Origin of the sequence: Qipengyuania profundimaris (assembly GCF_030717945.1) — a bacterium.
GTDB classification, from domain to species: Bacteria; Pseudomonadota; Alphaproteobacteria; order Sphingomonadales; family Sphingomonadaceae; genus Qipengyuania; species Qipengyuania profundimaris.
Genome location: NZ_JAVAIM010000001.1, coordinates 1,831,386 through 1,851,683 on the forward strand (window position 1 = coordinate 1,831,386; position 20,298 = coordinate 1,851,683).

At 61.8% G+C, this 20,298-nt stretch carries 20 protein-coding genes; 10 read left to right on the top strand and 10 right to left on the bottom strand.

The genetic code is table 11. The features are described 5' to 3' along the window. Positions 1-27 precede the first annotated feature (27 nt). Together Q9K02_RS09050 and Q9K02_RS09055 are read left to right on the top strand one after the other, a co-directional pair. Positions 28-666: a carbonic anhydrase gene (locus tag Q9K02_RS09050; RefSeq protein WP_305932601.1), complete on the top strand. Its 639-nt coding sequence runs from the start codon at positions 28-30 to the stop codon at positions 664-666. Between the two features lie 39 nt (positions 667-705). After that, a complete protein-coding gene (locus Q9K02_RS09055; protein WP_305932602.1) occupies positions 706-1,431 on the top strand; it encodes an NYN domain-containing protein in 726 nt (241 codons plus the stop codon). Positions 1,432-1,512: 81 nt separating this feature from the next. Here Q9K02_RS09055 and Q9K02_RS09060 read toward each other — a convergent pair whose 3' ends face one another. Further along, positions 1,513-2,784 carry a tetratricopeptide repeat protein gene (locus tag Q9K02_RS09060; RefSeq protein ID WP_305932603.1) on the bottom strand — a complete coding sequence of 424 codons (1,272 nt, stop codon included), beginning with the start codon at positions 2,782-2,784 and terminating at the stop codon, positions 1,513-1,515. 301 nt (positions 2,785-3,085) lie between these two features. Here Q9K02_RS09060 and gyrA point away from each other — a divergent pair, with 301 nt between their 5' ends. Both gyrA and Q9K02_RS09070 read left to right on the top strand, forming a co-directional pair. Beyond that, positions 3,086-5,926: a DNA gyrase subunit A gene (gene gyrA / locus Q9K02_RS09065; RefSeq protein ID WP_305932604.1), complete on the top strand. Its 2,841-nt coding sequence runs from the start codon at positions 3,086-3,088 to the stop codon at positions 5,924-5,926. Positions 5,927-5,936: 10 nt separating this feature from the next. After that, complete coding sequence (locus Q9K02_RS09070) at positions 5,937-6,785, top strand: TauD/TfdA dioxygenase family protein (protein ID WP_305932605.1); 849 nt, start codon at positions 5,937-5,939, stop codon at positions 6,783-6,785. Here the strand turns inward: Q9K02_RS09070 and Q9K02_RS09075 are convergent. Further along, a complete protein-coding gene (locus Q9K02_RS09075) occupies positions 6,782-7,438 on the bottom strand; it encodes a lysoplasmalogenase (RefSeq protein ID WP_305932606.1) in 657 nt (218 codons plus the stop codon). The genes Q9K02_RS09070 and Q9K02_RS09075 overlap by 4 nt on opposite strands. 52 nt (positions 7,439-7,490) lie before the next feature. On the opposite strand from Q9K02_RS09075, the gene trmFO reads away from it, so the two are divergent. Beyond that, positions 7,491-8,858, top strand: coding sequence for a methylenetetrahydrofolate--tRNA-(uracil(54)-C(5))-methyltransferase (FADH(2)-oxidizing) TrmFO (gene trmFO / locus Q9K02_RS09080; RefSeq protein ID WP_305932607.1), 1,368 nt, complete (start codon positions 7,491-7,493; stop codon positions 8,856-8,858). On the opposite strand, the gene Q9K02_RS09085 is transcribed toward trmFO, so the two are convergent. The 8 genes from Q9K02_RS09085 to Q9K02_RS09120 form a co-directional block, all read right to left on the bottom strand. Next, on the bottom strand, positions 8,855-9,313 hold the full coding sequence (locus Q9K02_RS09085) for an EF-hand domain-containing protein (RefSeq protein ID WP_305932608.1): 459 nt from the start codon (positions 9,311-9,313) through the stop codon (positions 8,855-8,857). The two genes, trmFO and Q9K02_RS09085, sit on opposite strands and share 4 nt — an antisense overlap. A gap of 28 nt (positions 9,314-9,341) precedes the next feature. After that, positions 9,342-9,995 (bottom strand): squalene/phytoene synthase family protein, encoded by a 654-nt coding sequence (locus tag Q9K02_RS09090; RefSeq protein ID WP_305932609.1) that lies wholly within the window; start codon positions 9,993-9,995, stop codon positions 9,342-9,344. Between the two features lie 44 nt (positions 9,996-10,039). Continuing rightward, on the bottom strand, positions 10,040-10,444 hold the full coding sequence (locus Q9K02_RS09095; RefSeq protein ID WP_340310083.1) for a TadE/TadG family type IV pilus assembly protein: 405 nt from the start codon (positions 10,442-10,444) through the stop codon (positions 10,040-10,042). Next, the gene (locus tag Q9K02_RS09100) at positions 10,441-10,884 is read right to left on the bottom strand and encodes a TadE/TadG family type IV pilus assembly protein (protein ID WP_305932610.1); all 444 of its coding nucleotides are present in this window, start codon (positions 10,882-10,884) and stop codon (positions 10,441-10,443) included. The genes Q9K02_RS09095 and Q9K02_RS09100 overlap by 4 nt, the downstream gene beginning before the upstream one ends. Positions 10,885-10,892: 8 nt before the next feature. After that, on the bottom strand, positions 10,893-12,149 hold the full coding sequence (locus tag Q9K02_RS09105) for a pilus assembly protein TadG-related protein (protein ID WP_305932611.1): 1,257 nt from the start codon (positions 12,147-12,149) through the stop codon (positions 10,893-10,895). Between the two features lie 280 nt (positions 12,150-12,429). After that, positions 12,430-13,815 carry a pyruvate dehydrogenase complex E1 component subunit beta gene (locus Q9K02_RS09110; protein ID WP_305932612.1) on the bottom strand — a complete coding sequence of 462 codons (1,386 nt, stop codon included), beginning with the start codon at positions 13,813-13,815 and terminating at the stop codon, positions 12,430-12,432. A gap of 3 nt (positions 13,816-13,818) precedes the next feature. Beyond that, positions 13,819-14,895 (bottom strand): pyruvate dehydrogenase (acetyl-transferring) E1 component subunit alpha, encoded by a 1,077-nt coding sequence (gene pdhA / locus Q9K02_RS09115; RefSeq protein WP_305932613.1) that lies wholly within the window; start codon positions 14,893-14,895, stop codon positions 13,819-13,821. Between the two features lie 131 nt (positions 14,896-15,026). Further along, positions 15,027-15,341, bottom strand: coding sequence for an FtsB family cell division protein (locus Q9K02_RS09120; protein WP_305932614.1), 315 nt, complete (start codon positions 15,339-15,341; stop codon positions 15,027-15,029). 149 nt (positions 15,342-15,490) lie between these two features. Here Q9K02_RS09120 and hppD point away from each other — a divergent pair, with 149 nt between their 5' ends. The 5 genes from hppD to Q9K02_RS09145 all read left to right on the top strand — a co-directional run bounded on the left by hppD (position 15,491) and on the right by Q9K02_RS09145 (position 20,297). Continuing rightward, entirely contained in the window at positions 15,491-16,612 is a 1,122-nt protein-coding gene (gene hppD, locus Q9K02_RS09125; RefSeq protein WP_305932615.1) for a 4-hydroxyphenylpyruvate dioxygenase, read from the top strand. Then, entirely contained in the window at positions 16,609-17,181 is a 573-nt protein-coding gene (locus tag Q9K02_RS09130; RefSeq protein WP_305932616.1) for a VOC family protein, read from the top strand. The genes hppD and Q9K02_RS09130 overlap by 4 nt, the downstream gene beginning before the upstream one ends. A gap of 81 nt (positions 17,182-17,262) precedes the next feature. Next, positions 17,263-18,141 (top strand): mechanosensitive ion channel family protein, encoded by an 879-nt coding sequence (locus Q9K02_RS09135; protein WP_305932617.1) that lies wholly within the window; start codon positions 17,263-17,265, stop codon positions 18,139-18,141. A 75-nt stretch (positions 18,142-18,216) separates the two neighbouring features. Further along, positions 18,217-19,122 (top strand): haloalkane dehalogenase, encoded by a 906-nt coding sequence (locus Q9K02_RS09140; protein WP_340310340.1) that lies wholly within the window; start codon positions 18,217-18,219, stop codon positions 19,120-19,122. After that, complete coding sequence (locus Q9K02_RS09145; RefSeq protein WP_305932618.1) at positions 19,119-20,297, top strand: MFS transporter; 1,179 nt, start codon at positions 19,119-19,121, stop codon at positions 20,295-20,297. Before Q9K02_RS09140 ends, Q9K02_RS09145 begins: the two co-directional genes overlap by 4 nt. Position 20,298: the final 1 nt, after the last annotated feature.

Here is a 20,298-nt window from a genome sequence, read left to right on the forward strand (position 1 = left end):
ATTCGAATTCGTTGCAGCGGAGCAGGCATGAAGACGTTCGACGAGATGATCGAGGGCTACGCCCGTTTCCGTGCCGGCGACTGGAAAAGGCAGCACGAACGCTGGAGCCAGCTAGCGGAGGGCCAGTCCCCCCAGGTGATGGTGATCTCCTGTTCGGACAGCCGGGTCGACCCTGCGCAAATCCTAGATGTGGACCCTGGCGAGATCTTCGTAGTCCGCAATGTCGCCGCGCTGGTGCCGCCTTATGAGACGACGCCCGGCCGCCACGGCGTCTCGGCAGCTCTCGAATTTGCAGTCCAGTTCCTCAAGGTGCGCGAAGTCGTCGTGATGGGCCACGGCATGTGCGGTGGGTGCCAAGCGGCGCTGACGCAAGACCTTCACGGCAACGACATCGGCGAAGGCGGCTTCGTGGCGCACTGGATCGACATGCTTGACGAGGTCCGCGAGCCGATCGCTGCAGAGCACGGCACGAAGGGTCGCACTGCGGAGCGGGAGATGGAGCTTGCCGCGGTCAAGGTAAGTCTCGAAAACCTTCGCACCTTCCCCTATGTCGAGGCTAAGGAAGCGGCGGGCGACCTCAAGCTGCGCGGCGCCTATTTCGCAATCTCGGACGGGGTCCTTCACCTGCTCGACGAGAACTCCGGGGAATTCTCGCCCGCACAGTAAGCTCTTGAGTTCGGGCAGGCTGCACGCCATTGGCTGCGCATGGCCGACAAAGACCTCAAGAACATCGCCCTGTTGATCGATGCGGACAACACAACGCCCAAGGGGATCGACCCGGTCCTGACCGTCATGGCTGAACTTGGGCAAGTCAACATCAAGCGGGCATATGGCAATTTTGCGAAGAACAATCTCTCCAAATGGGGAGAGATTACCCACAAGTACGGCATCCAGCCACAGCAGCAATTCGATCTCACTGCCGGCAAAAACGCTACCGATATGGCGATGACAATCGATGCCATCGATCTGCTATATCAGGGCAAGGTCGATGGCTTCGGCATCATGAGTTCGGACAGCGACTTCACCCCGCTCGTCACGCGGCTGCGGCAGGATGGGCTCGTCGTCTACGGCTTCGGCAGCACGAGTAAGACACCCGCAGCCTTCAAGAGCGCCTGCACGCGCTTCATCGACATCGATGCGCTCATCAAGGGCGCGTCGGATGAGGCGGATGCCCCGAAATCCAGCGGCGCCAAAGGGAAGGCCGGGATCGACGACGAGTTGGTCGAACTGCTTGGAACGGCGTGGAAGGCAGCGCACCGCGATGACGATGGCTTCGCGCAGATGGGTGAGGTCGGGCAGATCGCGGGCAACCGCTCCAGCTTCGACGTGCGCAACTACGGCTTCAAGCGGCTCTCTGACCTGTTCGAGGCGATAGAGCAGTTCAAGATCGAGCGGCGCGACAACACCATGTGGGTCAAACGCCTCCGCTGAGTACAATCGTCACTAGCAACAAACGAAAAGGGCGCGAACTCCATCAGGAATTCGCGCCCTCTTATCTAGAGTAGGTTGGGATCAGCCGCCCTGCTGACCCGAGTAGACACCCCAGAGGTTGGCAATCGCCTGACGCGCGCCTTCGACCCGGTTGAAGGTCGCCTGCGCTTCGGCGTAGTTGCCCTGGTCGTATTGCGCGATACCGAGGCGGGTCAGCGCCATCGGCGTGTCGGCACCGGCCATGGTGGAAGCCTTGAGATAAAATTCCTCGGCCTCGGCAGGACGGCCCATGCTGAGCATTGCGTCGCCCGCTGCCATAACAGTGGCGAGCGTTGCGCCAGACTTGCGGGCATCGGTCAGCAATCCGTCCATGTCGGCACGGTCGACCGCAGCGCGATCGGCTGCCTGCTTGCGGGTATCCACGAGATAGGCATCGCTTTCCGATAGGAAGCCCTTCGACTGACCTTCATCGATGACGGACACCACTTCTGCGGGCAGACGGCGATAATCCGCCGCTTCGACATACTCACCGTAGAGGCGGGCGTCGTTGAGCGTGCCGGCACGGCGGCCCAGACGCAGAAGATCGAGCGTCGCGGGCTTGTCATAGCCACCGGTGTTCAGCAGAATTGCAATCGCATCGCGCCAGCTGGTCTCGCTCGGGAATTCCGAGACGTACATATTGGCGAACTTGATCGCTTCGTCCTTCATATCGGCGCGATAAGCGACAGCCAGTCCGCGCTTAATCCAGTCCTCTTCCAGCGTGCCGCCGGCTGCCTTGCGGGCATCCAGAGCGTTCGAGAGGTAGGCAAGCCCCTCCGCATCACGGCTCTCGGCGAAATACGTTTCGGCGATGATCGCTTCCGGATTATTGTCCGTATAGCCGGCAGCCATCGCAGCTTCGAGCGCCGAACGCGCGGCGGCGTAATCCTTGGCGTTATATGCGACCTGGCCGATCATGAAATTATACGGGCCGACCTGCTCGGGTGCGACCTTGCCGCTAGCAAGCATCAACTCCAGACCCTGACGGGCAAGCGCATTGTCGTTGAACTTTTGGCCGGCATTCACGATCGCGCCGCCGGCGGCGAAACGGTCGTCTTCATTCTCGATTGCTGCAACTACGGCCGGGATTGCCGCCTTCACGGTTGCCGGGTCGGGCGTTTCGACACCAAGCGCTTCCTGTAAAGGGGAATAAGCGGCGATAAAGCCCTTCGAGTAGCTCGGCTTTGCTTTCTTCTGAGCGAAGGCAGGCGCTTCGAGCGCAGTCGCGGTGACCGCAGCGCCGGTCGCTAGAGTGAGCGCCATTGCGAGCGTAGAAGCCGCACCGTTGGCGCGGGCGAGACGAGTGAAAATCATACTTGTACTCCCAAGAATGGTAAGGGGGCCTGAGCGCGCGCGGCGCCAATTGTTGTCAACGAAATCGGCAATGCCGTCAGTACGCTCTCATTGCAAATCGTTCTAGGCGAAGCGGGCTGAACGGGCTTTGAATACAGCCCGTGCCGCTCGTTCAGCATGCAATTTGGACTTCGCGCACCCATATGTGGAAAAAGCGCGCGAAACCGCCCTGTGTTCCCTCCCCTCGGTGGCAACCTGTGCGGCTTTGGCGTAACCTCCGACCGACCAGAACATAAGTAGTTCGCAGAACGGAAAAGCTGTCTTGTCAGACGATACCGAAGTCCTCGATCCCCCTCCCTACGACGGCGGCGATTACACCCGCATCGACATCGTCGATGAGATGAAAACGAGCTATCTCGATTACGCGATGAGCGTGATCGTCAGCCGCGCACTGCCCGATGTACGTGATGGGTTGAAGCCCGTGCACCGCCGCATCCTTTTCGCCAGCCAGGAAGGCGGCTTCGTCGCCGGACGGCCATATCGCAAGAGTGCCAAGATCGTCGGCGACGTGATGGGTAACTACCACCCGCACGGTGACGCGGCGATCTACGACGCGCTGGCGCGCATGACGCAGGACTGGTCGCTGCGGGTGCCGCTGGTAGATGGTCAGGGGAACTTCGGTTCGATGGACCCCGACCCGCCGGCCTCGATGCGGTATACCGAGGCACGGCTTGCACGGGTGGCCAATGCGCTGCTCGACGACCTCGACAAGGACACGGTCGATTTTGCCGACAATTACGACCAGTCCCGGCGCGAACCGACCGTACTCCCGGCGCGCTTCCCGAACCTGCTCGTCAATGGCGCGGGCGGCATCGCGGTCGGCATGGCGACGAACATCCCGCCGCACAATCTCGGCGAGGTGATCGACGGCTGCTTCGCCTTCATGGACAATCCCGCAATCACCAGCGAGGAATTGTTCGAGATCATCCCGGGGCCCGATTTTCCGACTGCGCCCCTGATCCTCGGCAAGTCCGGCGCCCGTGCTGCCTATACCACGGGCCGCGGTTCGATCCTGATGCGCGCGCGGCACGAGTTCGAGGAAAAGCGCGGCGACCGACGGTCGATCGTTCTGACCTCCATTCCCTTCCAAGTCGGCAAGAGCTCGCTGGTCGAGAAGATCGCCGAAGCCGCGAAGGAAAAGCGGATCGAGGGCATCTCGGACATCCGCGACGAAAGCTCGCGCGAAGGCGTGCGCGTGGTCGTGGACCTGAAGCGCGATGCCTCGCCCGAAGTCGTGCTCAACCAGATCTGGCGCTATACGCCCGCACAGGCGAGCTTCCCGGCGAACATGCTGGCGATCCGCGGGGGGCGGCCCGAAACGCTGACCCTGCGCGAATTCATCCAGGCCTTTATCGGCTTCCGCGAGGAGGTCATCACTCGCCGCACCAAGTTCGAGCTCAACAAGGCCCGCGAGCGAGCGCACATCTTGCTCGGCCTGGTGGTTGCCGTTTCCAATCTAGACGAAGTCGTGGCGATGATCCGCGGCTCGTCGAACCCGGCCGATGCGCGGGCCAAGCTGCTCGCCAAAGAATGGCCGATCGGCGATATCGCGCAATATATCGCGCTGGTCGAAGCCATCGAGCCGAGCGACGAACAAACGGGCGGCACTTATCGCCTGTCGGAGCGGCAGGTGAAGGCAATCCTCGACCTGCGCCTCCACCGCCTCACCGCGCTGGGCCGCGACGAAATCGGCGACGAGCTCAAGGAATTGAGCGTTGCGATCGAGGAATATCTCTCGATCCTCGCCGATCGGGTGAAGCTCTACGGCGTGATGCGCGAAGAGCTGGAAGAGATCAAAGCCAGCTACGCCACTCCGCGGATCACAGAAATCGCGCCCGCCTGGGATGGCCTCGAAGACGAAGACTTGATCGAGCGCGAAGAGATGGTCGTCACCGTCACCCACGGGGGCTACATCAAGCGGACCCCGTTGCAAGCCTTCCGCGCGCAGGCCCGAGGCGGCAAGGGCCGCAGCTCGATGGCGACGAAGGACGAGGATGCCGTCGTCGAAATGTTCGTAACGTCGACGCACAACCCGGTGCTGTTCTTCACAAATACGGGCCGCGTCTATCGCCTTAAGGTGTGGAAGCTGCCCGAAGGCGGACCGACAACCAAAGGCCGCCCGATGGTGAACCTTTTGCCGCTGGGCGACGACGAGCGCGTGACCAACGTGCTGCCCTTGCCCGAAGACGAGAGCGAATGGAGCGCGCTCAACATCGTCTTCGCGACCGAACAGGGCATGGTCCGGCGTAATTCGATGGACGCATTCACCAATGTCCCCTCCAACGGCAAATATGCGATGGGCTTCGTCGAGGACAGCGGCGACCGCCTGATCGGCGTCAAATTGCTGAGCGAGGATCAGGAGATTTTCCTGGCCTCGGACGCCGGAAAGGCGATCCGATTCGCCGCCACCGATGCGCGCGAAACCAAGAGCCGCACCGGCATCGGCGTGCGCGGTATGACGCTGAAGGATGGCGCGAAGGTCGTCTCGTTGGCTGTGCTCGACGCCTGCGAGCGCGACACCGACGTCCGCGATGCTTATCTGCGCGCCGCGGTCTGGAAGAACAACGACACCGATCCGACGCTCGATGCCGAAAAGGTCGAGCAGATGGAGGAGTGCGAGGAGTTCATTCTGACGCTGACCGAACGCGGCTACGGCAAAATTTCCTCTGCCTACGAGTACCGCACCATCGGCCGCGGCGGCCAGGGCCTGACCAATATCGGCGAGCCGTCGAGCAATCCGGACCGCAATGGCTCCGTGGTCGGCAGCTTCCCGGTCAAGCACGGCTCGCAGCTCATGCTGGTGACCGACCAGGCGAAACTTATCCGCCTGCCGATCGATTTCCGGCATTTGCTGGAGGATGGTTTCGAGAACCACGCGGGCTATTCCATCTCCGGGCGGACCTCTTCGGGTGTGAGCATTTTCAAGGTTGCAAAAGGCGAACGCATCGTCGGTGCAGCGTTGATCGACGAGACCGAAGAGCCGGAAAACGAAGCCGAGGAAAAGGTCGCCGACGAAATCGCGGCGCGGGGCGGACTCGAGCAGACTACCCCGCACACGACCGCGCATTCGGACAAGAACATCGACGGCGAGCCGGGCGGATGAGGTCTTTCCGGTGAGTCTGAAGGTCGAGCCAAGCGGCCAGGCGTGCGGCGCACGCGTAAGCGGGCTCGACCTTTCCCGCCCGATCGGTCATGATCTGGCTGCGGAGATCCGGTCGGCCTGGCTCGAACATCGCGTCCTCGCTTTTCCCGGCCAACCGGCGAACGACGATACGCTCGAAGCGTTCACGCGCGCGATGGGCGGGTTCGGCGAGGATCCGTTTTTCGAACCCATCTCTGGGCGAAAGCAAATTGCCGCAATTCTCCGCGAGCCCGCCGAACAAGCACCGCTCTTCGCCGAGAACTGGCATAGCGACTGGAGCTTTCTGGAGCATCCTCCCGCCGGCACCTGTCTGATGTCCTTCGACATCCCGCCCGCAGGCGGCGACACCCTATTCGCAAACCAGGTCGCCGCATTCGATGCCTTGCCGGACGGGAGAAAAAACGAACTCCGCGCCCTGACTGCCATTCACAGCGCGAAGCTCGCCTATGCGCCCGATGGCACCTATGGCGAGAAGGATCGCGCGGGCGATCGTTCCATGGCGATCCGGCCCGATGAGAGGGCGAACGCGACCCAGACGCACCCACTCGTCCACCGCCACCCGGAGACCGGCGAGGCAGCCCTGTTCTCGACGCTCGGTTATATCATCGGCATCGAAGGGATGGCCCAGACCGAGGCGATCGCCCTCCTCACTGAGCTTTCGCAGTGGCAGTCCCGCGACGAATTCGTCTATCGCCACGTATGGGAACCCGACATGCTGATTGTGTGGGACAACCGCGCCGTGCTGCATAAGGCGACGGGCGGGTACCAAGGTCACAGGCGCGAATTGCATCGCACCACGATTGCGGCTTGGCGGCCTTAAACCTTCCGACCGCGCAGGGTCTGGACGACGCCGGTGACGATCAGGAACTGCGCGGCATAGTAAAGCGGCCAGACGAGCCATTCGGTCAGCTCTCCGGGGAGGGTTTGCGATTCGCGGGCGAAGATCAGCAGATCGCTCGCAACGAACATGACGGCACCGATCCCCACGCGATAGCGCGGAAAGCGGCTCGTCCAGGCGGCAGCGGCCATCAGTCCGACCAGCCCGCCATAGGCTGTGGCAAGTTCCCAGTTCGGCAGTGGGCGCGTCATCCCGGCAGCGATGACAGCAGGCAACACGACCAGAGCCAGACCGGCAAGCCGCTGGCTTGAACTCGTCTTCGCTCTCCGGTTCCGCAGGTACAATGCGATCGCGACGAGGTGCGAAAGCGCGAACAGCCCGCCTCCTATCAGAAAGCTGATCTCCAGCGCCACGTCGGCACAGGCTGCGATCGCCATGACCGCAGCAATCAGCAGCCCATCGGTGCCCCTCCCCCGCGCGGCAGCGTAGACCGAAAGTAAACCGACGCCCGCGCCTTTCCAGATCATGAGCCACGCGCCACCGATCTCGTCGTCCATGACGAAGAAATAGGTGACCGCCGCAAGCAGGCTCAGCAGCAACCAGGGGCGATGATCGGCAAGGGCTTTGTGCGCCATACATCCCGCTAGGCCTTGATGCGACAGGGGCGCAAGCCTTACAGGGCGCGCGATGACCCACGATATCCACATCATCGGTGGCGGGCTGGCCGGCAGCGAGGCTGCCTGGCAGCTCGCGCAGCGCGGTTTCAGCGTGCGCCTGTCCGAAATGCGCGGTGGCGGCGATATGACGCCGGCCCACCAGACCGACGGTTTGGCCGAGCTCGTCTGTTCGAACAGCTTCCGCTCCGACGATAGCGACAAGAACGCAGTCGGCCTGCTGCATCACGAGATGCGCAAGCTCGACAGCCTCGTGATGCGCGCAGGCGAGAAGGCCCGTGTGCCTGCCGGGTCTGCCATGGCAGTCGATCGCGATGTGTTCTCCGCCGAAGTCCAGCGGACGCTCGACGAGCATCCGAAGGTCACCGTCGTTCGCGAACGGGTGGATGCCCTGCCCAGTGAAGGCCCGACCATCGTGGCGACGGGGCCCCTCACCGCGCAGGCGCTCGCCGAGAGCATCGTGAAAGCGACCGGACAGGATCGCCTTGCTTTCTTCGACGCCATCGCGCCGATCGTCCATCGCGACAGCATCGATATGGATATCTGCTGGATTCAGTCGCGCTGGAACAAGCGCAACGAGGCCTCGAACGAGGACGGCGATTATATCAATTGCCCGATGACCAAGGATCAGTATCTCGCCTTTCACCAAGGGTTGATGGATGGCGATAAGACCGAGTTCCGCGAGTGGGAGAAGGACACTCCCTACTTCGAAGGCTGCATGCCGATCGAGGTGATGGCATCGCGCGGCGTCGACACATTGCGCTTCGGCCCGATGAAGCCGGTCGGTCTCGACAACCCGCGCGACACCACGCCCGAGTTTCCGCAGGGTCGCTGGCCTTACGCCGTTGTCCAGCTGCGGCAGGACAACAAGCTCGGCACTCTATGGAACATGGTCGGCTTCCAGACGAAGCTGAAATACGGCGCGCAGGTGGAGCTCTTCCGGACGATCCCGGGCCTGGAGAACGCCGAGTTCGCGCGTCTCGGCGGTCTGCATCGCAACACTTTCCTCAATTCGCCCGTCGTCCTCGACCGGCAGCTTCGCCTGAAAGGCGCTGAGCATATCCGCTTCGCCGGGCAAGTGACGGGCTGCGAGGGCTATGTCGAAAGCTCGGCGGTCGGCCTTGTCGCCGGCATGATGGCCGCGGCCGAACTGGCGGGTCGCGAGTGGCAGGGGCCGCCGCGCACGACTGCGCTGGGCGCGCTGCTCGCGCACATCACCGGGGATGCGGAAGCCGAGAGCTACCAGCCCATGAACGTCAATTTCGGCCTGTTCCCGCCGCTTCACGATGTGGGCAAGAAGCAGCGCAAGGAGGCCTATACCTCACGCGCCAAGGCCGATCTCGCCGAATGGATTGCTCGCGGAGAGCTCGTGGCAGCCTAACAGGCGCAGCGCGGCTTCTTGCGGCGCTTCGGCGCGGTGGTCGCGAATTCGCCCGGCGTAAGCTCGTTATCGCCATCGGCATCGGCGCCTTCGAACTTGTCGACCGTGGCCACCGCCCATTCCTCGAAATCGAGCAGATTGTTGCCGTCCTTGTCGAGCTTGCGGAAGGCATTGGAGCGGGTCGAAAGCATTTCCGTGCGGGTGATGCGCCAGTCGCGGTTGCGATCGTAGCGGAAGAAGCGGCGCTGCTCGCGTGTCAGCTCGGTCGCCTCGGGCGGTGCCGGACCGATCGCCTCACCCGGATCGACCGGCGGAACCTCTGGGAGCGGCGCTTCGCTCTCCACATCCATCGGGGGCGGCGCGCCCTCTTCGACTTGCGCCCTGCCCTGCCACCAGAATAGCCCCAGGCCGACAAGAGCCAGCGACGCGGTGCTGCCGACAACCAACCCCTTCATGTCCTGGCCTCCTGATTGCTTGGGATTTTCAGCGACCGAAGACGCCGGCACGCAAGGCCACCATGGCGCTGCGGCGCCCGGCAAGCAAGGGCGCGCCACCGGCAGCAAGCGAGCGGCGCGCCAGGGCATCGAGAACGGCGAGAGGGCGCATCCCTAGGGGAAGCGGAGCAGGCTGACCCAGCGATGCTTGCGCATCGGCGATAATTTCCGGGGTGCGATCCTCCTGCGGCAAGCCCGAGAGCAGGTCGGCTAATGCCCACCGTCCTGCGGCAAGTCGCACCGCTGTATCGTCCGCCCCGGCGCCGAGAGCTGTCCCGAGCGCCAGCCAGCCAGCCTCACGGCCTGTCTTCAACGCCTGTATCGCTAACCTGTCGATCGGTTCGGCGAGCAAAACGGATTCCCACCCGTCGACGAGGGCGCCCAAGTGCTGGCGCTGCTCACCGAATCCGTCGGCAAGTGCGTCGAGCAAGGGATTCCCGCGCGGCAGGTCATCGGCGCTTTCTGCCATCGCATCCCGCCACCAGGCGAGCCGGAGCTGTCCGACGATGGCCTCGCTGGCTCCGGCCACCGATCGCGCCAAATTGCGATCGAAGGCCAGCAGCGCTGCGAATGCGCCCCGATGCTCGGGCGACGCGTAGCCGATGGCTACCTGCGCCTCGGGCGGCAGATCCTCGACAGTCATCGGCAGGCGTTGGCCATAGTCACGGCCAACGCCTATGGCCGAGATCAGGCCTGGAGGTAAGCCCTTCGCGTCGACTGCACTGGGATCGATCCCAGATCCACGAAGATCAGGTTAATGTCGTACGCACCAGTGCCCTCTAAATCGACATATGCGCGGCCGTCTGCGGACGTGCCATGTGTTACGGTGAGATTGGCCGAACCGAAGGTCTTGGCTGTCAGCAGCGAGTCTTCGAAGTTCGTTTGCAGTTGCGCGTCGTTGGGGGTGGGCCAGAGAGTCGCCGAGCGAGCCGTGTCGTCGATCGCTGCCGACATGGAATTCGTAAAATACAGGTAGATGCCGAAATTCATGCAACCCAATATCAGCACGAGAGCTACAGGAAGCGCCAAACCGAATTCGATCGCTGCGGCGCCTTTGTTATCGTGCGAAATTTTCCTTAGAAAAGACATCATTCCACCTGCAGGGTTACGCTGCCGGTTGCCGTGAACTGGTCCACGAAATCGGCGTAGCCTTTGACGTCGAGGATCGGCGTGTATTCGTCTTCCACCTCGATCGAGAGGTACTGGGTGTAGTCGAAGCCGGCGTTCAAGCACGCAGGCAGGCTGTTCTTTTCACCGTTACATTCGATCCAGCGATCGATCGTGATAGCGGAAAGTGGTAATCCACTACCTTCATGCACCCTCGTCTTGATTTCGGTATTAGTCGGAACATTCTCCATTTCCGACATTACATAGTCGGCACCGATCTGCGCATGTTGCTGGATTTCCAGCTTGTGCACATAGCCCAAGGCGATATCGATACCGGCTAGCGCCAGCGTCAGCAGGATCGGCGTGACAAGCGCTAGCTCAATAGTGGCGGTTCCCTTGCGGTCTTTGCGAAACCGACTGATCATTCGCATCGTCATTTGCGCAACCTCAAGACTTGATCGCCGGAGAAGGACACCACTCCGCGCCCCGGCTGACAGGTGTTCGACACCGACGTATTGCCGGTAAAAGTAATATATTGGGCGATGATTTGCAGGCAGTCGGTGGTCATGCTGCTGTTGCCGCTGAAAGTCACCTGATTGCTCGGCGCGTAGATCGTGCCTTCGAACTCGGAATTATTGTCACCGGTGACGAAGAGGCGGTTGGCATTCGACAGCGGCGTGCGGCTGTCCTGATGCATTAGAATACCGGCGTAATCGCCCGTATCCGGAGCGGTGATCTGCACGTTCGACGTCCCCATCGCGTCGAAGGTACCCACCTTGTTGGCATTGAACGGAGAACTCGTGTTGGTGAAGACGAGGGTCACGCCGGTGCCGACCACCTGAGCATGACCGTTTACCTTGAAGCCGCCTTCGCCGAGATAATAGGTGCCAGGCTGCAAGGTCACGCGAGCGTTGCTGTTTATGGTGATGCCTTTGTAGCAGCCGGGATATAGGATGTTGTTGATGCCCGATATCGATTCGGTGTTGGAGCATACCTCATCGGGGTCCGAGATGAGATCGGCATAGGGATCGGTTTCGGGTGCAACACCGCGATTGATGCGCGTGTCTTCCGAGATGTTGTTGCCTTCGTTGACATTTCCGACCGCCGAAAGCGCGCCGGCTACGATGCTGCCGCTCGTCGTGGCGTCGAAATCCGAATTGGACTGCAACCCGCAGTTCATATCGACGGTGGACGAACCTGCGATTGAAAGAGCCGTACCGGTCGGGGCAAGTGCAATCATGCAGTTGGCGACTTCGCTCGATGCCTGGGCGACCGATTCCACCCTGATCGTGGGCGCCGTCGTGAGGAACATGCTCGAGAACGGAAGTTTGGTCGAGGTCGTAAGCACTACACGCACCATGCTGGCGTCGCCGGCAAATTCCCCGGCAGTTGGCGGTGTCTCGACGGCTTCGATGATGTAGGAATGCTGGGTATTCCGGCCGAGCACGTTGCGAACAACGGCATCGACCTCTTCCGCATCGCCGCCGTTTTTCAACTCAAGTCCGCCAGCCATGGCGGCGGAATCCGCCGCGCTGCGCAAATCGCGTTTCCAGCTGATCCACTGCGCGACGTCGACCGCGAGGCCGAGGGTCCCGATCAGAGGAATCATGGACAGACCCATGAGGGTGAGCACATTGCCGCCTTCGTCCTTGCGGACATCGCGAACCAGATTTCTCATACGATCGATCATAAAACCACATCCAGGCTTTTGCAGAGCGTGCCTTGTGCCACGACTGTATGAGAAGCCCGTAAAGTGGTGTGGTTAAGGAACGCTAAAACGTGGCCTTCGCTTAACCTTCCATTTCGCCGGACATACTGGGAAATGGGCGCAAATGACGACGCAGGCGTTTAACCATCGAAAGCGCCACCGTGGAAAGAATTTGCGACTTGATACCGCGTTGCCGCACGCAGAAGGCCCGCGCCTGCGATGGGCGCGGGCCTCCGCAATTATCACACGAAGCTAGTCTGGGTCAGTCCCGGTAGCAGACCTTCTTCGCCGCCTTCACGATGCGAGGCGTATCTATCAGCGCAAGCTTCTCGAGGTTCGCCGCATAGGGCAGTGGAACATCCTCGTCGCACACGCGCGTCACCGGCGCATCGAGATGGTCGAAGCCGTCTTCCATGCAGATCGCGATGATCTCCGAAGCGATCGAACAGGTCGGCCAGCCCTCCTCTGCGATCACGAGGCGGTTGGTCTTCGCGAGCGATGCCAGCACGGTTTCCCTGTCGAGGGGACGCAGGGTACGCAGGTCGATGACTTCGGCATCGATGCCCTCGCCTGCCAGTTCCTCGGCAGCTTCGAGCGCGAGCCCGACAGCGATCGAGTAGGCGACGATCGTCACGTCCGAGCCTTCACGCATGATGCGCGCCTTGCCGATCGGCAGGACGTAATCGTCCATGTCGGGCACGTCGAAACTGCGCCCATAGACCAGCTCGTTCTCGAGGAAGACGACCGGATCCTCGCTGCGGATCGCCGCTTTCATCAGGCCTTTCGCATCGGCACTGTCGTAAGGCGCGATGACGATCAGACCGGGTACGCTGGCATACCACGGGCCGTAATTCTGGCTGTGCTGCGCCCCCACCCGGCTGGCCGCGCCGTTGGGTCCGCGGAACACGACCGGGCAGCGCATCTGGCCACCGGACATGTAGTTGGTCTTGGCCGCAGAATTGATGATGTGGTCGATCGCCTGCATGGCGAAGTTGAAGGTCATGAACTCTACGATCGGGCGCAGGCCGCCCATCGCCGCGCCGGTGCCGATGCCGGCAAAACCGTATTCGGTAATAGGCGTATCGATTACGCGCTTCGGTCCGAATTCGTCGAGCAGGCCTTGCGTGACCTTGTAGGCGCCCTGATATTCGGCGACTTCCTCACCCATCACGAAGACGCGCTCGTCGCGGCGCATTTCCTCGGCCATGCCGTCGCGCAAAGCCTCGCGGACGCTGGTAGAGGTGTAGCTGGTGCCTTCGGGGACATCTGGATCGCGGACATCGGCCTTGGGCTTCGGCTTGGTGATCTCGGCCTCGCTTTCCTCGCGACCGACATCCTTGCCCTCGCCCTGCACGTCATCGACCTCGTCGGACGCTGCCGGAGCCTCGATGTCGGACACATCCTCGCCCTCGCCAGCAAGCATTGCGATCACGGTGCCGACCTTCACACCTTCGGTGCCTTCCTCGACCATGATCTTGCCGAGCGTGCCTTCGTCGACCGCCTCGAATTCCATCGTCGCCTTATCGGTTTCGATCTCGGCGATGATGTCACCGGCGACGATCTCGTCACCTTCGGATTTCAGCCATTTGGCGAGCGTCCCCTCTTCCATCGTCGGAGACAGCGCGGGCATCTTGAGTTCGATAGCCATGGCTCAATACTCCTCCACCAGAACGTCGGTGTAGAGTTCGGATGCCTCCGGTTCGGGCGAGTTCTCGGCGAAATCGGCTGCCTCGCTGACGACCTTGCGGATGTCCCTGTCGATCGCTTTCAGATCGTCTTCCTTGCTGCCGTTCTCGATCATGAACTTCTTCAGCCCTTCGATCGGGTCCTTGTGCTCGCGGATGTCCTGAACCTCCTCGCGCGTGCGGTACTTGGCTGGGTCGGACATGGAGTGGCCGCGGTAGCGATAGGTTTCGCATTCCATCAACACCGGCCCCTTGCCCTCGCGCACATGCTTGAAGGCGATCTCGGCGGCCTGGCGCACTTCGAGAACGTCCATGCCGTTGACCTTCATGCCGGGGATGCGGAAGGCGGTGCCGCGGCGATAGAATTCGGTTTCTGCCGAGCTCCGCTTGACCGCCGTGCCCATGGCATACTGGTTGTTCTCGACCACAAACACGATCGGCAGGTTCCACAGCGCCGCCATGTTGAACGTCTCGTAGACCTGGCCCTGGTTCGCCGCGCCATCGCCGAAATAGGCGAGGCAGAGGCCGCCATCGTCGTTGTACTGATGCGCAAGCGCCAGCCCGCCGCCGAGCGAGACCTGCGCACCGACGATGCCATGGCCGCCGTAGAACTTATGCTCGGTGCTGAACATGTGCATCGAGCCGCCCTTGCCTTTCGAGATCCCCGCTTCGCGGCCGGTGAGCTCGGCCATGATGACCTTGGGATCGATGCCATAGGCGAGCATGTGGCCATGATCGCGATAGCCAGTGATGACGCTGTCGAGCCCTTCGGTAAGTGCCGATTGCAGGCCGACGGCGACCGCTTCCTGGCCGATGTAGAGGTGGCAGAAACCGCCGATGAGGCCGAGGCCGTAAAGCTGGCCGGCGCGTTCCTCGAACCGGCGGATGAGCAGCATCTGTTCGTAGAAATGCTGCAGCTGCTCGTCGCTCGCCTGGTAGCGCTTATTCTTCTCCAGCGTGTCCTGCAGCGAGTGGAGGACGAAATCCGTATCATCGGTGGGCGACTTTGCGGGGCTTTTCTTGCTCTTGGGGGCTTTGGCCAAGACATCCTATCCTTGTTCTTCCGGGGAGGAATATGTGCCGAGCCTATAGGCACAGCCGCGCCTGCCGCGCAACACGCGGTGCGCATGTGCATACGAAAACCCTTACGGAATGCAGCCGCTTGGCGCGAAACTCAGTCTTCCAGCTTGATGACGACTTCATCCGGATGGACGACGTTGAGCTGGCTGCGCAGCAGTTCGCCCACCATGTCCGGATCGGCATGGTCGTGATGCAGCAGAGCCACGCGGTTCTTCAACGCAGTGCGCTCTTTCTCGATCTCGGCAAGCTGAACCTTGCGCTGGTCGAGCAGGCGCAGGTTCTCGCTCCAGGCGAGGAGGCCCGACGGTCCCGCAATGGCAATTCCGCCCATCACGAGCAGCGCGGCCAACGCGCCATGCTGGCTCGCCTTCCCCCTGCGGATCGCTGCGATGGAACCTGACCGTTTCACAGTGTCACAGAATCACAGTTGGGCCGCCTGCGCAAGCACAATTGCGACCGACGGAACTGCGGCTACCCCGAGCCGTTCGTTCCTTGACAGCAAACGGTAACTTTTGTAACTAGTTTCCATTGCAACCAATCAAAACACCGAGGACCGAAATGCCCGATCTCTTCGAAAACCCCATTGGCCTCGACGGCTTCGAATTCGTCGAATTCTGCGCTCCGGAAAAGGGCGCGATCGAGCCGGTCTTCGAAGCAATGGGCTTTACCCACGTCGCCACGCACCGGTCGAAAGACGTGCATCTGTGGCGCCAGGGCGGAATCAACCTCATCCTCAATTACGAACCGCGCAGCGCCGCATGGTTCTTCGCGCGCGAGCACGGCGCGTCGGCCTGCGGCATGGGCTTCCGCGTCCGCGACGCGAAGAAAGCCTATGACGAATTGCTCGCGCGGGGGGCGGAGCCGGTGCAGGTCGAGACCGGGCCGATGGAACTGCGCATTCCTGCGATCCGCGGGATCGGCGGCGCGATCGTCTATCTGATTGACCGCTATGCCGATGACGACGGCGTAGGCCTTTCGATCTACGACATCGACTTCGAATATTTGCCGCGCGTCGAGAAATTCCCCGACGGTGCGGGCTTCAACGTCATCGATCACCTCACGCACAACGTTTACAACGGGCGCATGAAATACTGGGCGGACTATTACGAGACGCTCTTCAACTTCCGCGAAATCCGCTTCTTCGACATCAAGGGCGAATATACCGGCCTCACCTCCAAGGCGCTGACCGCGCCAGACGGAAAAATCCGCATCCCGCTCAACGAGGAAGGCGAAGGCGGCAAGGGCCAGATCGAAGAGTTCCTCAAGGAATTCAATGGCGAAGGCATTCAGCACATCGCGCTCATCTGCGACGATCTCGTCAAGTGCTGGGACAACCTCAAGGACCTCGGCGTGCCGTTCATGACTGCGCCGCCGGAAACCTATTACGAAATGCTGGAAGAACGCCTGCCCGACCACGGCGAGGACGTGAACGAGCTCAAGATGCGCGGCATCCTGCTCGATGGCACGACCGAAGGCGGCCAGCCCCGCCTGCTGCTCCAAATTTTCGCTGAGGCACAAGTCGGCCCGGTGTTCTTCGAATTCATTCAGCGCAAGGGCGACGAAGGGTTCGGCGAAGGCAATTTCAAGGCCCTTTTCGAGAGCATGGAGCGCGACCAGATCAAGCGCGGTGTGCTGAGCGTCGAGGATGCGGAAACGGTCGAAGCGGAGCCTGCGGAATGAGCGAGACAGCACCCCACCCCGTCAAGCTAAGCGGCGTTCACCACGCCGCCTATCGGTGCAAGGACGCCAAGGAAACCGTCGAGTGGTACGGCGAGGTCCTCGGCATGGACTACACGACAGCCTTCGCCGAAGACCATGTACCCTCGACCGGCGAATACGACCCATACATGCACGTCTTCCTCGATGCAGGTAACGGCAACATCCTCGCTTTCTTCGAATTGCCCAACCAGAAGGACATGGGCCGCGACGAGAACACGCCGCAGTGGGTCCAGCATCTCGCCTTCAAGGTAGATAGCGAGGACGAACTGCTGGCTGCCAAGGAGCATGTCGAAAGCCTCGGTATCGATGTGCTGGGTCCGACGCATCACGGCATCTTCAAGTCGATCTACTTTTTCGATCCCAACGGCCACCGCGTCGAACTGGCAACCGATATCGGGACCCACGAGCAATATGCGGAACTCAAGCGCGTCGCGCCGATGATGCTGGAAGAATGGAGCCAGACGAAGAAGGCACCCCGGCATGCCGACTGGCTGCACGAACTCGCACGCCAGGAGCACGCCGCGAAGTAACGGCGCTGTTCGGACCGGCTGAGTGTCGCCGGAACCCTTTGCAGCCATTCGGCGTTGCCCCGCAAAGGGAGTTCCATACACGTGAATTACATCGGCACGCTGCGCGACCAGCTGCAGGACATGGGAACCGGGTTTATCGAAGCCCTGCCCAGCATAGCCATTGCGCTCGTCATACTTTTCGTCACTTGGATCGTAGCCCGGTTTGCCGTCCGCATTTCGGACATGATCGTCGGCCGCACGGAAATCCGTGCGAGCCTGAAGAATCTGATCGACACGCTGGTGAAGCTCGGCATCTGGCTGATCGGCCTGTTCATCGCCGCGGTCGTTGTGATGCCCGATCTCACCCCGGCCAGCCTGCTCGCCGGGCTCGGCATCGGTGCCGTCGCGATCGGCTTCGCCTTCCAGGATATTTTCGAGAACTTCCTCGCGGGTGTGCTGATAATGGTGCGCGAGAAGATGCGCATCGGCGACATCATCGAATGCGAAGGCATCACCGGCAAGGTCGAGCACATCACCTTGCGCGAAACGCATGTGCGCAAGCTTTCCGGCGAACTGACAGTCGTCCCTAACTCCATCCTCTTCAAGAATCCGGTCGAGATTTTCACCGATGTCGATCAGCGCCGTCATGAGGTGGTGGTCGGCGTGTCTTACGATACGCAGCTCGATCATGCCGCCGATGTGATCCGCCGTGCGGTGGAAGACGTCGACGATGTGCTCGCCAGCAAAGGCGTCGACATCTTTGCGCAGGAGTTCAATTCCAGTTCTGTCGATTTCCTCGTGCGCTGGTGGGCGGGATCGACACCGCGGGCCGGATGGGAAAGCAAGGACAAGGTCGTCCGCGCGATCAAGGCCGCGCTCGACGAAGCCAGCATCGAGATCCCGTTCCCCTATGTCACGCACACGTTCAAGGAAACGGTCCCGGTCAGCCAGCTGGGTGACACGACGAAGAAGACGCCGTAAGGGTTTCGATGAAGGACTGATCTCGCGAGCCTGTTTGGATCGCGGTTTGCCCCGAGGGAGGTAACCATAGAAATCCTGCGCACGCCGTCCGAACGGTTCGCTGACATCCCCGACTACCCCTTCGCGGAAAACTGGTTCGAGGTGGATCTGGGCGATGGGCTGACCGCCCGCCAGCATTACGTCGACGAGGGGCCGAAGGACGCTCCGCCGGTCCTGCTTTTCCATGGCGAGCCGAGCTGGTCGTTTCTCTATCGCAAAATGATTCCGATCCTCGCAGATGCCGGGTTGCGGGTCCTCGCGCCGGACCTCATCGGCTTCGGAAAGAGCGACAAACCGGACGATATCGACTACTACACCTATGCGCGCCATGTCGATTGGCTGAAGCAGTGGCGCAGCGCGGTCGAACCGCGGCCAGCCGCCCTGTTCGTCCAGGACTGGGGCGGCCTACTCGGCCTGCGCATGCTGGCGCACGATCCGGACCTCTTCGCCTGCGTCGTAGCGAGCAACACCTTCCTGCCAGCGGGCGGCACTCCGTCTCAGGCCTTCCTCGCGTGGCGCGAATTCTCCCGCAACTCGCCCGATTTCCGCATTGGCGCGCTGCTCGACCGGGCGACAGCGACCGAGCGAAGCGAGGCGGAGATCGCCGCTTACGATGCGCCCTTCCCGACCGAGGCCCATAAGGCCGGGGCGCGCGCCTTCCCGAGCCTCGTCCCGGTGGAGGATGGCATGCTGGGCGTCGAGGACAACAAAGCCGCTTGGCCGGCACTCGCGGCTTACGACAAGCCCTTCCTGACGCTTTTCGGTGAAGAAGATCCGGTCACCAAGGGTAGCGAGAAATTCCTGATCGATCGCATCGCCGGCACCGAGGGACAGCCGCACCGGATTTTGCCGACCTGCGGCCATTTCTGTCAGGAAGACCAGCCCGAAGCTCTCGCCGAGGGCGTGATCGCCATGGCACGCAGGGCGGGCCACCTCGCTTGAACGAACTGTCGCGCCTGACCCGCGCACAAGAATTTTCGCTTTGCGTCGCCGTCGCGGTCGTGACGGCCAATGCCTATTACATCCATCCCATCATCGGCGACGTGGCGGACCACTTCGGCGTCAGCCACGCGCGCATCGGCCTGGTGCCGGCGCTCAACCAATTGGCGCTTGCGATAGGCATCTTTCTGTTGCTCCCGCTCGGCGATCGCATTTCGAATCGGCGCCTTACGATTATGTTCGCTGCAGGCCAGACGGCCTCGTTGGCGCTGATGACGCTGGCCGGAAGTTTTGTACTTTTCGTTGCTGGATCGACGCTTCTCGGCTTCTTCACCATCGCACCCTATTTGCTTCCGGCCTACGCCTCCAAGAGGGTCGCTCCCGAGCGGCTCGGGCAGGTCATGGCCTTGCTGACGGCAGGGGTCATCCTCGGCATCCTGATCGCCCGGGTCGGAGCGGGCGTGATCGCCGAATATGTCGACTGGCGCGCGGTCTACTGGATTGCGACTGCCTTGATGCTGGCCGTGACCATTGCCCTCCCCCGGCTGATGGAAGGAGGCGAGCGCGATGCGGCGCGCCGCGAAGGCTACGGCGCGCTTCTCCTGACCGTTTTTCCGCTGATCAGGGACTACCGGGAAATCCTGATCTCCGGTGCAATTCAGGCACTCAACTTCGGCCAGTTTATCGCGCTGTGGCTCGCTCTCGCGCTGCATCTGACCTCGCCGGAGATGGGCTATGGCACCGATATGGTAGGCTATCTCGCCGGAATCGCGGCGGTCAGCATTTTCTCGACGCCGCGGCTCGGCCGCTGGGCGGACGAGGTTGGCGCGCGTAAGGCCCGCGCGATTTTCGCCGCCGTCCAGCTGTTCGGCGTCCTGTTGCTCTGGCCCCTCGGCGGCGCGGTAATCACGCTGCTCATTCCCCTGGTCCTGGCCAATCTGGTCGGGCCCGGAATTGATGTTACGGGCCGCATGACCTTTCTCACCCTGCGACCTGATCTGCGCACGCGCCTGACCACGATATATGTCGTGCTGATGTTCATTGGCGGCGGGCTCGGCAGCTATGCCGGGACAGCAGCCTACGATGCGCTTGGATGGGCCGGCACATGCATACTGCTGGCGGTCTTCTCGAGCGTTCTCACCGCGCTGGCATTCTACGCGAAGCGCTATGGCAAGTGAG

Excerpts from the sequence above, each read along its gene's own strand:
- Q9K02_RS09050 (WP_305932601.1), top strand. The coding sequence starts at position 28 with ATGAAGACGTTCGACGAGATGATCGAGGGCTACGCCCGTTTCCGTGCC.
- Q9K02_RS09055 (WP_305932602.1), top strand. The coding sequence starts at position 706 with ATGGCCGACAAAGACCTCAAGAACATCGCCCTGTTGATCGATGCGGAC.
- Q9K02_RS09060 (WP_305932603.1), bottom strand. The coding sequence starts at position 2,784 with ATGATTTTCACTCGTCTCGCCCGCGCCAACGGTGCGGCTTCTACGCTC.
- Q9K02_RS09075 (WP_305932606.1), bottom strand. The coding sequence starts at position 7,438 with ATGGCGCACAAAGCCCTTGCCGATCATCGCCCCTGGTTGCTGCTGAGC.
- trmFO (WP_305932607.1), top strand. The coding sequence starts at position 7,491 with ATGACCCACGATATCCACATCATCGGTGGCGGGCTGGCCGGCAGCGAG.
- Q9K02_RS09085 (WP_305932608.1), bottom strand. The coding sequence starts at position 9,313 with ATGAAGGGGTTGGTTGTCGGCAGCACCGCGTCGCTGGCTCTTGTCGGC.
- Q9K02_RS09090 (WP_305932609.1), bottom strand. The coding sequence starts at position 9,995 with ATGACTGTCGAGGATCTGCCGCCCGAGGCGCAGGTAGCCATCGGCTAC.
- Q9K02_RS09095 (WP_340310083.1), bottom strand. The coding sequence starts at position 10,444 with ATGATGTCTTTTCTAAGGAAAATTTCGCACGATAACAAAGGCGCCGCA.
- Q9K02_RS09100 (WP_305932610.1), bottom strand. The coding sequence starts at position 10,884 with ATGATCAGTCGGTTTCGCAAAGACCGCAAGGGAACCGCCACTATTGAG.
- Q9K02_RS09105 (WP_305932611.1), bottom strand. The coding sequence starts at position 12,149 with ATGATCGATCGTATGAGAAATCTGGTTCGCGATGTCCGCAAGGACGAA.
- Q9K02_RS09110 (WP_305932612.1), bottom strand. The coding sequence starts at position 13,815 with ATGGCTATCGAACTCAAGATGCCCGCGCTGTCTCCGACGATGGAAGAG.
- hppD (WP_305932615.1), top strand. The coding sequence starts at position 15,491 with ATGCCCGATCTCTTCGAAAACCCCATTGGCCTCGACGGCTTCGAATTC.
- Q9K02_RS09130 (WP_305932616.1), top strand. The coding sequence starts at position 16,609 with ATGAGCGAGACAGCACCCCACCCCGTCAAGCTAAGCGGCGTTCACCAC.